15 protein-coding genes are annotated in these 11,893 nt (G+C 35.4%); 2 read left to right on the forward strand and 13 right to left on the reverse strand.

What is annotated here, in order from left to right; all coding sequences use genetic code 11:
* Positions 1-27 precede the first annotated feature (27 nt).
* The 4 genes from gucD to DLJ74_RS14445 all read right to left on the reverse strand — a co-directional run bounded on the left by gucD (position 28) and on the right by DLJ74_RS14445 (position 4,491).
* Positions 28-1,482 carry an alpha-ketoglutaric semialdehyde dehydrogenase GucD gene (gene gucD / locus DLJ74_RS14430; protein WP_109984998.1) on the reverse strand — a complete coding sequence of 485 codons (1,455 nt, stop codon included), beginning with the start codon at positions 1,480-1,482 and terminating at the stop codon, positions 28-30.
* Positions 1,479-2,378 (reverse strand): fumarylacetoacetate hydrolase family protein, encoded by a 900-nt coding sequence (locus DLJ74_RS14435; protein ID WP_109984999.1) that lies wholly within the window; start codon positions 2,376-2,378, stop codon positions 1,479-1,481. Before DLJ74_RS14435 ends, gucD begins: the two co-directional genes overlap by 4 nt.
* A 140-nt stretch (positions 2,379-2,518) precedes the next feature.
* Complete coding sequence (locus DLJ74_RS14440) at positions 2,519-3,277, reverse strand: IclR family transcriptional regulator (protein ID WP_054860600.1); 759 nt, start codon at positions 3,275-3,277, stop codon at positions 2,519-2,521.
* Between the two features lie 173 nt (positions 3,278-3,450).
* On the reverse strand, positions 3,451-4,491 hold the full coding sequence (locus DLJ74_RS14445; RefSeq protein WP_109985000.1) for an NAD(P)-dependent alcohol dehydrogenase: 1,041 nt from the start codon (positions 4,489-4,491) through the stop codon (positions 3,451-3,453).
* A 242-nt stretch (positions 4,492-4,733) separates the two neighbouring features.
* Here DLJ74_RS14445 and DLJ74_RS14450 point away from each other — a divergent pair, with 242 nt between their 5' ends.
* Positions 4,734-5,150, forward strand: coding sequence for a MerR family transcriptional regulator (locus tag DLJ74_RS14450; RefSeq protein WP_054860598.1), 417 nt, complete (start codon positions 4,734-4,736; stop codon positions 5,148-5,150).
* Between the two features lie 125 nt (positions 5,151-5,275).
* The gene (locus DLJ74_RS14455) at positions 5,276-5,803 is read left to right on the forward strand and encodes a hypothetical protein (RefSeq protein WP_054860597.1); all 528 of its coding nucleotides are present in this window, start codon (positions 5,276-5,278) and stop codon (positions 5,801-5,803) included.
* A gap of 83 nt (positions 5,804-5,886) precedes the next feature.
* On the opposite strand, the gene DLJ74_RS14460 is transcribed toward DLJ74_RS14455, so the two are convergent.
* The 9 genes from DLJ74_RS14460 to DLJ74_RS14500 all read right to left on the reverse strand — a co-directional run bounded on the left by DLJ74_RS14460 (position 5,887) and on the right by DLJ74_RS14500 (position 11,867).
* Entirely contained in the window at positions 5,887-6,195 is a 309-nt protein-coding gene (locus DLJ74_RS14460; RefSeq protein WP_054860596.1) for a hypothetical protein, read from the reverse strand.
* 202 nt (positions 6,196-6,397) lie between these two features.
* Positions 6,398-7,480: a HAMP domain-containing sensor histidine kinase gene (locus DLJ74_RS14465; RefSeq protein WP_109985001.1), complete on the reverse strand. Its 1,083-nt coding sequence runs from the start codon at positions 7,478-7,480 to the stop codon at positions 6,398-6,400.
* On the reverse strand, positions 7,470-8,150 hold the full coding sequence (locus tag DLJ74_RS14470; protein ID WP_109985002.1) for a response regulator transcription factor: 681 nt from the start codon (positions 8,148-8,150) through the stop codon (positions 7,470-7,472). The genes DLJ74_RS14465 and DLJ74_RS14470 overlap by 11 nt, the downstream gene beginning before the upstream one ends.
* 14 nt (positions 8,151-8,164) lie before the next feature.
* A complete protein-coding gene (locus DLJ74_RS14475) occupies positions 8,165-8,755 on the reverse strand; it encodes a redoxin domain-containing protein (protein ID WP_109985003.1) in 591 nt (196 codons plus the stop codon).
* A gap of 16 nt (positions 8,756-8,771) precedes the next feature.
* A complete protein-coding gene (locus DLJ74_RS14480; protein WP_109985004.1) occupies positions 8,772-9,515 on the reverse strand; it encodes a cytochrome c biogenesis CcdA family protein in 744 nt (247 codons plus the stop codon).
* Complete coding sequence (locus DLJ74_RS14485; protein ID WP_109985005.1) at positions 9,515-10,168, reverse strand: hypothetical protein; 654 nt, start codon at positions 10,166-10,168, stop codon at positions 9,515-9,517. Before DLJ74_RS14485 ends, DLJ74_RS14480 begins: the two co-directional genes overlap by 1 nt.
* Positions 10,169-10,528: 360 nt before the next feature.
* A complete protein-coding gene (locus DLJ74_RS14490) occupies positions 10,529-10,789 on the reverse strand; it encodes a metal-sensitive transcriptional regulator (protein WP_109985006.1) in 261 nt (86 codons plus the stop codon).
* A gap of 20 nt (positions 10,790-10,809) precedes the next feature.
* Positions 10,810-11,586 carry a sulfite exporter TauE/SafE family protein gene (locus tag DLJ74_RS14495; RefSeq protein WP_054788661.1) on the reverse strand — a complete coding sequence of 259 codons (777 nt, stop codon included), beginning with the start codon at positions 11,584-11,586 and terminating at the stop codon, positions 10,810-10,812.
* Between the two features lie 53 nt (positions 11,587-11,639).
* On the reverse strand, positions 11,640-11,867 hold the full coding sequence (locus DLJ74_RS14500; RefSeq protein ID WP_054860594.1) for a sulfurtransferase TusA family protein: 228 nt from the start codon (positions 11,865-11,867) through the stop codon (positions 11,640-11,642).
* Positions 11,868-11,893: the final 26 nt, after the last annotated feature.

Genomic DNA, 11,893 nt, shown 5'->3' on the forward strand with positions numbered 1-11,893 from the left:
GAAGGAGTTTCTGCTTTTTTTTCTTTGTTATCCTTTAAGAAAAACTGTTTTTGTTGTCGTAAAGAATTCTTTTGCTGCTTGCCCTTGTTCTCTTGAGTAGGAACTGGATGCCTTCATTCCCCCGAATGGCGCTTGCAATTCTACCCCTGCTGTTTCAGAATTGATCCGAACCAATCCCGCTTCGATATCATCGATAAAGGATAGAATGTGGTCAATATTTTTAGTAAAAATCGATGCACTCAGTCCATATTCCACATCATTTGCTAAATCAATTGCTTCTTCCACTGAATCTACTTTCATCAAAGCCAAAACAGGACCAAAGATTTCTTCCTGAGCTATTGACATATCAGTAGTTACATCTTCGAAAATAGTTGGCTCTATATAGTAGCCTTCCTTTAAATCTCCCTCTGTTAGTTGTTTACCTCCTAGTATTAAGCTTGCTCCTTCTTCTATTCCCCTATTAATATAATGCTTGACTGTCTTAAACTGACCTTCACTTGCACATGGCCCCATCCAAGTTGATGGATCCATTCCATCACCTACTGTAATTTTCTTTGCTTTTTCAATTAAACGGTTTTTGAATTGCTCATAAATACTGGATTGAACAATAACACGACTGCTACAGGTACATTTTTGCCCGGTTGATTTCAATCCACCACTTAGAGTGGCATCTACTGCTGCTTCTATATTCGCATCTTCAGCTATGATAATGGGATTCTTACCACCCATTTCTAATTGATATTTCCCTCCACGTGCTGCGACAATTTTTCCAATATTTTTTCCTACGTTATTCGAGCCAGTAAATGTAACAGCATGGACATCCTTATTTTCTGCCAATCCTTGACCTATTACAGAGCCACTTCCTGTTACAAAATTCACCACACCTGCTGGGAAACCAGCCTTTTCAAAGCATTCGATTACCTTAGCAGCTGTCACCGCCCCTTCCGTTGCAGGCTTTAAAACAACCGTATTACCATATATTAAAGCTGGTGCCATTTTCCAGATTGGAATAGCGACTGGAAAATTCCATGGAGTAATCACACCGACAACACCGATAGGTACTCTTTTACTAAACATAAGTGCGCTAGCGTCTGTAGATGGGATGAGATCTCCATCAGATCTCATGCCTTCCCCTGCATAGTATTTGAGTATTTGAATACCTCTAGTTGTTTCTCCTTGTGCTTCAGGAAAGGACTTTCCCATTTCCTTCGTCATAGTTGTCGCAATTTCTTCCAGATTTTCTTCTAAAAACGTCGCTGCTTGATACAAATAATTTCCTCTTTCTGCTCCGGATAATTTCCGCCAAGCTTTTTGTGCATCTTTGGCACGGGCTATTGCCTCATTTAAATCAGACCTTGTAGAGTTTTGCACGCTTCCAACTACTTCATTCTTTTTTGCAGGATTATAGCTTTCTAACAATTCCCCAGAGGATGATTTCTTCCATTCTCCACCGATATAATTCAAGAATACATTTCCACTCATATTAGACTCTCCTTTTTATGAATATTGCTGGCTAACTTAACTGGATTTCTTAAGATGCCAATTGACTCAATTTCTATTTCAATAACATCTCCCTCTTCTAATGTAAAGCTGTCATCTGGAATAATACATGTTCCTGTCAATAACGTGGTTCCGTCTACAATGTCGTTATCTTTTATTAAATAAGAAACTAATTCTTTAAATGTCCTTTTCAACATAGACGTGTTGGCAGACCCTTTCGATATTATTTCACCTTCTCGTGTAATTCGACATTCTATATTTAAGTTATAAGGATCAATCATTGTATCCGCTAACAAAATGGACGGCCCAATAGAACAAGAGTGCTTCCACATTTTCGCCTGTGGCAAATACAGTGGATTTTCTCCCTCGATATCACGACTACTCATATCATTACCTATTGTATAGCCTAAAATCTCTCCTTCAGCTTTTACGACTAATGCTAATTCAGGTTCAGGTATCTGCCAATTTGAATCTGTTCTAATACCTACTGGTTCATTAGGACCTATTAACCTTCTAGCAGTAGATTTCAAAAAAATCTCAGGCCTCTCCGCATCGTACACCTTATCATAGAAAGAATTGCTTTCTACCTTTGCTTCTCTATTTCTTGCTTCCTTACTTTTTAAATAGGTAACGCCTGCAGCCCACACTTCTTCTGATACAATAGGAGTCAACAATTCTAATTCTGTTAGATCCTTATTCATTGGCTTTTTGCTTATTATTTCTTCTTCGATAATCTGGCTACAGCTCTTGCTCGCCTTATCTGCCTGACGAATTAGATCCTGAAAAGAATCTGTAGATAACTCATAGATTTGATTGTCATCATTCACAACAGCAAGCTGTTCTACACCCGAATCCTTTTTAAATCTGATTATCTTCAATTGAATAATTCCTCCTTTTTTCTCTTTAGTTTTATAATATAAAACTAAGTTCATTAATATAACTATTAAAAAATTTATCCTTTTACAGATAAAATGAAATCCATATCAGTGGGTTACTCTTTCTCCCACTGATGGTCTATTTAAATTTTTCTATTTCCCAAAGCTTTAGAAATATCCGTACACGTTTGTTGAAGTGTAAGGACAATTTTTTGTTCCAGTGTTGGTGTAATAGTTTGTTTTGTAGTAGAGATACTAATAGCCGCCACTACATTGTTGGTATGATCAAATATCGGTACGGCAATACAATAGATGCCAGGTTCATTTTCCTCATTATCAACCGAATAACCTTGTTTCCTAACCTTTACCAGCTCATCTAGATATACTTGCTTGTCTGTGATAGTGTTTGGTGTTTGAGCATAAAACTCATAATTCTGCAAAAGTTCCACTGTCTCTTTTTGCTGTCTAAATGCCATTAGTGATTTCCCTACAGCACTGCTGTGGATGGGGACTCTTTTTCCTATTCTGGAGTATACAACTGCCGAAGCACCCTCTACCTTATCAATATAAACACCGTACATATCTTCTAATATCACTAAATGTGTTGTTTGACCAGTTGTTACAGATAATTCAATTAAGTACTTTCGAGCAATTTCTCTTATATCCATACTATTTAACATAAACTGGCCACGTTCTAACAGCTTTAATCCTAAGCTGTACTTGCCACTATCTACATCCTGCTTAATATAATCATGTTCCTTTAATGTTTTTAACAAGGAATGAGTGGTACTTTTGTTTAGATCTAATTTCCTGCTAATTTCGGTAATTTTCATTTCACTGTTATGTTCATTAAATAAATCTAGTATTCTTAAAGCTCTATCGACAGACTGGATGATCGGCATGCGCATGTAACCTCTTTCATTTTTTTGCTTAGAGAAAGTATATCATATATGTTTTATATCATCAAAACTATTTTGGAATAGATAAATCTTTTTTAGTTTAATAATACATGAGGAATATATAAGGAGATGCCCTAAAGATAAGTCTTTAAGACATCTATACTTATTATATACTCTTACATGGTACTAACGTCGATAACAAATCGATACTTCACGTCTGAAGCTAGTACACGTTCATAAGCTTCATCAATTTTATCAGCAGAAATTATTTCAATTTTTGGAGCAATGTTATGCTTCGCACAAAAATTTAACATCTCCTGTGTCTCACGAATGCCTCCAATCATGGATCCCGCAAATGAGCGTCGATGGCCGATAAGAGAAAATACATTTACTGCCAATGGCTCTGCAGGGGCACCAACATTTACTAACGTACCATCAAGTGTTAACAACGAGAGGTAAGCATTCATATCAATCTTTGCACTTACAGTGTTGATAATTAAGTCAAAAGTGCCCGCAAGCTTGTCAAATGTAGCTGGATCACTAGTGGCATAGTAATCATTTGCACCGAATTGCAAGCCATCTTCTCTTTTACTCAACGTTTGTGATAGTACGGTCACCTCTGCACCCATGGCATGTGCGATTTTGACCGCCATATGACCGAGTCCGCCCATCCCTACGACCGCTACCTTCTTACCTGGACCAGCATTCCAATGATTTAATGGAGAATATGTTGTAATACCCGCACAAAGTAATGGTGCTGCTTCATCAAGTGAAATGTTCTCTGGGATGCTAACAACAAAATCTTCCGTTACTACTATATGTGTAGAATACCCACCTTGAGTTGGTTCACCATACTTGTCCACTCCCGCATAGGTGGGGACATTACCTTCTAAGCAATATTGTTCTTCTCCTTGACGGCAGTTTTCACATTCACCGCAGGAGTCAACCATACATCCGACACCTACTCGATCGCCAACCTTGTACTTTGTCACCTCGGAACCGATGTCTGTCACAATACCGGCAATCTCGTGTCCTGGTACAAGCGGATAGTTCACTTCTCCCCATTCTCCATGAGCGGTATGAATGTCTGAGTGACAGATACCCGCGTACTTAATCTCAATTAATACATCATGTGAATCAAGATCACGACGTTGAATTTCCGCTTTTCGAAATAATTTGTCAGGTCCATCAACAGCCCGTGCTTTAGCAATTACCATGAATAAAAACCTCCTAGTAATTTTTTGGTTATTCAAGAGAAAATCTATTATTCGTAATATTTCCCTTGCAATATTATGATATTACTTATAGTTAACTCTAGGTCAAGCATTATTTGATTATTTGGCTCATTTCATCGATCACGTTTGTCGTAAACATTGATTTGACAATAACGAATGGGTGTGATAATATTTTTGGACTCTTAGAGTTAACTCGAAGTTTAAATGAAACGAGGAGAGAAATAATGAGAACCTATTCTATTAGCGAAGTGGCACATGAATTGAATCTTACGGTATATACATTACGTTATTATGACAAAGAGGGACTCCTTCCTTTCGTAGAACGTACCGACAGTGGAATACGAAGATTTAAGGAGTCTGATATCGAAGCATTAAGAGTCATTGAATGTCTCAAATCGACTGGGATGCCTATTAAAGAAATTAAAAAATTTATCGATTGGTGCTCTGAAGGTGATTCTACTTTACAGGAAAGATATGACATGTTTATGGAGAGAAAAGCTAGCGTAGTAGCACAAATGGAAGAACTTAAGAAAACGATGGAACTCATCGAACATAAGTGTTCCTACTATCAAGAAGCATTAGATGCTGGGACAGAAGATATTCATAAAAATAATAAAATAGAAATTTATAGTTCTAATTAAGATCATATAGCTGAATCCTGTTGAGGATCTCAGCATTTTTTTTATATTCTTCATTCATCGTACTAGAACAAAAAATTTGATTAGTCATATAGTGTAGTAAATCAGCCTACTGAAAGAGGGATTATATGAATTCGTTACCAGCAATTGATCTCGGCCTGATGTCGGAGCATTTATTAGCACATGATGGAGTCATTCATAAGTTAGTATACTATCAAAATTTAGTAACTAGCACTGAACTACAAAACATCCTAAAATTACAAGAAGAAGTAATGCGCACTCATGTATGGATTATGTTAGCATTTATTAATCCGAGCTATCATAACGATATAGAAGTCCCGCAATTAAGTACTTTTGAACAGAAATATAATTTCCAAAGAGCAGGGAATGATGAAAATAATAAATGGGTTGCATTAGAATCACATAGTACAGCAAAAAATATGTCTATAGAAAATTACCAATCTGCAATGTTAATGAAGAATATGAATGTAAAAAATGCACACATCGAAATGGCATTACAACAAAATCAAATAAAAGAAAAATACGCAAATTATATAAAGAAAATGGGTTGGGATTTTGTACCTAAAGCAACTACAGAGGCGCAGATTAGCACATTTCTGCATTTTAATTATTTACTGAATCGTCATCTAATTTGAGCCTTCTATTTTCAAAAAAAAGCCATAATCCTTTATACTTAAAGGTTTATGGCTTAGACATTCCATAATATCATTCTATTTAGCTATTTATCAATGACAAATTCCTTCTTACTATAAATTTCATAAGCAATGTATCCAAATAAAAAGCCTAATCCAGCTCCTAAACTAACGGTAAGGTGTAAAAACACTGGGAGAAATATACCTAGTATAACACCGATAGCACAACCAAAGAGCATTCCGATTGGTATTAAACTATCTAATAAATATTGAGCATTTTTTGACTTTTTCTTACCTAAGGTACCTTGATTATATTTAAGCTTAAGCCTTGTCAGAACAAACACTACAATCCCACCGATAATAACAACAGGAGCAATTGCCATAACAAACCCCATATAAGAACCTCCTCACGCTTTTAATGTTCATACGTGCTACTAGAAATTGCTTATAAGCTCCACACTTTAATGTAATTATACCAAAATTTTTACAGCATATCGATCTTTGCATAAATTCTCCAGTTTATATTTTCAAACAAGATGTCTATAGGCAAGGAAAGTCTACCTTCAAAAGTTTATTTTCAACCCTTCTCAACTATTATTACTGTGCTTCAATTGGTAAAGTAAACCAGAATGTATGTCTATTGCCATTTGAAATTAATCCTATGCTGCCTTTATGCCTTTCCACAATTTCTTTTGATATTGCTAATCCAAGTCCACTTCCTCCAAGCTCACGACTTCTAGAGTTTTCTATCCGATGAAATCTCTCGAATATTTTTGCCTGCTCTCCTTGAGGAATAGTTTGACCTTCACTTGTAATGGAGACTCTGTACACTTGATCGAGACTCTCCCCTTTAATTGTTACTAGACTATTCCCTTTATGATATCGTATTGCATTATCGATTAGGTTGCTAATCACTTGTGAAATTCCCCCAATATTGAGATGCAACTTCTGATATTCTGCTTGCATCTCACAACGAAGCCCTTCTTTATTCAATAACCAACGAAACATTTCTATCGATTGTTCAATTAAAATTACTATATTTGTAGACTCCTTTTCAGACAAGGGCTGTTCTGAATCAACATCCCACTCTTTTAATTGATCCATTTGTTCAACTAATTTTATTAATCGTTTGGATTCCTTCAGAAGAGATTCATACAATTTGCTATCTCCTTCAATCAAACCGCTTTTCAATGCATTTAAATACCCATTTAGGTTGGATAATGGTGTGCGAAATTCATGTGATAGATCAGATACAATTCTTTGACATTGCTGTTCTTTTATTTTTAACTGTACTACCAATTGATTGAAGTGATCAATAAATTCTCCCATTTCATCTGAAGCATGGTTTTGGATTGGTTCTGGATAGAAACCTTCCTTCATTCTTTGAGTCGATTGAATTAATTTTTTTAAAGGCTCGATCAATTTATTCATAAAATAGAAATGAAGTAAACTTCCACAAACAACAGTAAAAAGGCTGAATAATAATAAATACTCTAATAATGAGGCTCTAAACTGTTCCTGTCTATCGACTTCATTTACCATTCCTTCAACTAAAAAACATGCGGTATTGTAAATCCCCCAACCAGTCAACAAAACGAATATGGTCACAACTATTGTATTTAAAATCGTCAGTCTTAATATAAACTTTTTTGGCAACCAGTTTCTTTTTTTACGAAACAAACTTATACCCCATTCCCCTTACAGTCTTAATTCGTTCTGGTGATCCTGGGTTATCTTCTATTTTTTCTCTTAGCTTTTTAATATGGGCATCAATGGTTCGATCTAATATAGTTCGATCTGCATTAGGATATAAATGCTGAACTAATTGCTCTCTCGATAAAACCATATTTGGATTTTCCATTAGATAATATAATAGATTAAATTCATGCTTCGTTAAATTAACCTGGTTATCATAAAGCAGTACTTCTCCTTTTCTTGGCTTAATGCATAATCCGTTTGAAGTAATTTTTTGACAGAATAAACCCGACCTTCTTAAGACAGCCTCAACATTAGCCACCAATTCTTCTGGCTCAAATGGCTTAGTTAAATAACTATCAGCTCCTACCTTCAATCCATGAATCTTATCTGCTGTTCGGGCCTTTGCTGATAGCATGATAATCGAAACTTCGTTCTTCGCTTGTTCCCTTACCCATATACAAAACTCCTCACCACTCCATCTAGGGAGCATTAAGTCAAGTATAATCAAGCATGGATGATACGTAAAAAAAGCCTCTTTAGCCTTTTCTCCATCTTCTACCTGTATTACGTTATATCCAACCCTATTCAAATAGATACTAATAAGCTCTCGTATCATCTTATCATCTTCCACTACTAGAATGGTTTGTTTCATTGAATCACCTATTTTTATTCCATTTTTTCAAATTCTGATACCATCATTTCATAATTTAGTGCACCAAGCGCTTTATACTGAATAATTCCATTTGAATCAATCATATATGATGTAGGAATCGGACGTATTTGATAAGTATTAGCTACTTCAATTTTTTGATCTAGTAAAATAGGAAATGATAATCCAAATTCGTCCACAAAATTGTTTATATCCTTTATAGTAGCCTCTGTTTTTGTTAAATTAACAGCTAAAATCGTAATATCCTTCTCTTGATGAAATTTTTCCATGTCAGGCATTTCAGCGCGACAAGGTGGACACCAGGTAGCCCAGAAATTTAGCATTACACGTTGTCCTTGAAACTCTGAAAGTTTTACCGTTTCACCAGCTAAGGTCTCCAGCTGAAAATCTGGTGCTAAATCTCCCTCTTCTAACCCTATCTCAACATCAGTTGGATTAGTCTGGCTATTTGTTTCATCATTCTCTTTCTCTGTCTTTTCATTTGTGTTTATAGTGGCATGATCACTTTTTTTATCCTGTACTACTAAATCAAATACAGCATAGCCAAACATCGCCAATAATACAACTGTAATGATTATTTTTTTCAATTCGAAAATCCTCCTGTCATCCTAAATTAACTAGCCAGCTATCTTGTACTAGTCTTAATAAGAAATTTGAGATTTTAGCTAATTGGCCTGTAAATAATAGTAATCCCATAATTACCATAACTGCCCCACCGAATTTCATTATTTTTTGACTATAACGGACTAGCCATCTCGTTGACCCTATGAAAAAGGTTAATACAAGAAATGGTATGGCAAAGCCGATGACATACATGATCGTATAAAAAGTCCCTTGTGTTGGATTACTACCTGCAATGACTAAAATCGATGCAAAAATCGGACCAATACAAGGAGTCCAGCCCGCCGCAAAGCCGATTCCAACAAATATTGTCCCAAAATATCCGATAGGTTTTTTGTTAAAATGTAACCTCTTTTCTTTCATTAGTCCTTTCCATTGAATCCATCCTGCGACAAATAAACCCATAATTATTACAAAAATTCCTGTTATTCGTTGCAAAAAAACACCCGTTTGTCCTGATAGTAAATCTTGAAGCCATTGTCCCAATACAGAGACGCCTACCCCTAATCCTATAAAAACAATCGAAACTCCCATCAAAAAGAAAATGGCATGTATCAATAATTTACTGCGCACTTTTGTGTTATGTGTACCTTGAATTTCTTTCACTGTCATTCCTGTGATATAAGATAAATAAGCAGGAAAAATTGGAAGAGTGCATGGGGAAAGAAAAGAAAGAATTCCTGCCCCTAATGCAATCCATATCGTAATATCCGTAGCTGCGCTCATTAATTCACCCTCTTTCTAAAAATTAATAAAAGAATACTTGTTAGAAAAATAACAACATAAAACCAATGATCTAGGTTAAATTGAAAAACCATCGTAGAAGAAAAAATCGACAGAAACCACAGTCCACCACTCCAACATAATAATCCGATAAACACTAACGTTTCTCTAGCCCATATCTCCTGTTTCATGATAAATATGATGATTATTAAAACAAGCAATCCTAGATACTGCCATGAAATTTCTGATCTGGATATGACTTGGATAAATTCATATGTAAAAGATGCGGTGAAAAAAATGTTCAAAAACGTATACAGTAAATCAATGACTTGCTTATCTCTCTTAGTTTTTCTATAGGACTCAAATATCACCGTTAGTAAAACAGCAATGTAAAACGCCTTCGAATCACTTAGGTATGCTAATATAGAAATTGGATCACTGATAAAGGAGTGAAGATTGGTAAAAATCTTTCCAATCCATAAAGTAATAACAAATACTACCAGTAGATTACTGGCCTCTTCTATCCACTTTTTTGTTTCCATTTTTGAGTGGGGGCTCATAAACCAAAAGAAGAGAAACCCCACAATAAAACTACCAATTAATACAACTAAATCACTTTTTATCACAAGCGATCCAATCATCCAAGCAGATGGCATATTACTCCCTCCTTCCTTTAGGATAATAAAGTATTGTGAAAATTTAATGAATATAGCAAAAAACGATAAAGGAAAATAATATCCTCTATCGCTAAGATTGGTAACGAAAAACACATTTATCTATACAGTTAATTAGTCTTGTTTCAATATCCTCATCATTCAAATTTACTGCTAAGTTTGCTAAAATTTTTTCAGGTGGTAATAATGATCTTCTTTCTTCACTTATTATCTTATGTGCGTTATCGGGATTAATTTTTTCTCAGACATAAGTCTACCTCCTTATTGGATAATTATTATTAAATGGAAACCAGTTTTCTATTATATTTTCACCTAAATAGTGTTATATAAACAAAAAAACTATTACCTACTTGTCACAAGTAAATTTACTGCTTCTTTTATTAACGCTTCTGATTTTTCACCAGTTTGTTGTTCCTTACGAATACACTGCTCAAGATTTGTACTAACAATTAATGCAGCTGTACGGTCTAAAGCACTTCTTACAGCCGTCATTTGTATCACCACATCTCTACAATCCTTTTGTTCTTCCATCATACGTAATAAACCTCTGACTTGGCCTTCTATTCTTTTTATTCTATTTTTCAATTGAGCATTATACTCCATAGATGCCTACTCCTTTCCATTCACAAAATATCCATCCAGATATTAATGGCTGTACCTGCAATAAGGATGGCTAAAATAATCTGCAAGTATTTCGTGTTGATTGTTTTGCCTGCATTCGCTCCTAAGGGGGACGCGATTAAGCTAGCAATAATCATAATTACAGCTGGTAAGTAGTCTACCTGGCCTGTCGTGATCTTCCCTATAGTAGCACCAATAGACGAGATAAAAGTTATCGCTAATGACGAAGCGATCGTCATACGTGTCGGAACTTTAAGAAAGACTAGCATGATCGGAACTAATAAGAACGCCCCAGCTGCTCCAACAATTCCAGCTCCAATCCCGACAACTAAAGCAAAGAATGCTGCCAACCATTTATTAAATGTAACTTTTTCTAGAGGGATATCGTCAATTCCCTTTTTCGGAACAAACATCATGATGGCAGCAATTAGTGCCAATATGCCATATGTTAGATTAATTTCACCTCCGGATAATAGCTTCGATCCATACCCACCTATAAAACTACCTATTAGAATACTTATCCCCATATAAGCAATCAGTGTTTTATTTAAATATCCTCCTTTTCGATATGCCCAAACGCCACCAATTGTTGCAAACAAAACTTGGACTGCGCTAATTCCAGATACCTCATGTGCTGAAAAAGTTGCCACACCAAATAATGGTGGAATGTATAAAAGCATCGGATATTTGATGATCGAACCGCCTATCCCTAACATTCCTGAAATATATGATCCAACAAAACCGATTAAAAATACGGTAATCATAAAAGCAAAATCCATTTTCACACTTCCTATCCTAAATAAAAGGGAACCATCCTCGTGGTTCCCTTTCATTAACTTTTCTTAATCCAAAACAAAAATACATCATTTTCTTCTGAAAAATTTAGTAGCTCATGTCCACTAGATTTCGCCCATGCTGTTAAATCACTTTTAGCACCTTTATCTGTAGCTTGAACTTCTAAGATTTGGCCAGATTCCAATTCATCCATCGCTTTTTTTGTTCTTACTATTGGCATTGGACATGCTAAACCTTTTGCATCTATTACTTTAGTTACATCCATTTACCTCTTCCTCCTTTAATTGTTAT

Source organism: Gracilibacillus dipsosauri (assembly GCF_003176895.1).
GTDB lineage: Bacteria > Bacillota > Bacilli > Bacillales > Amphibacillaceae > Gracilibacillus > Gracilibacillus dipsosauri.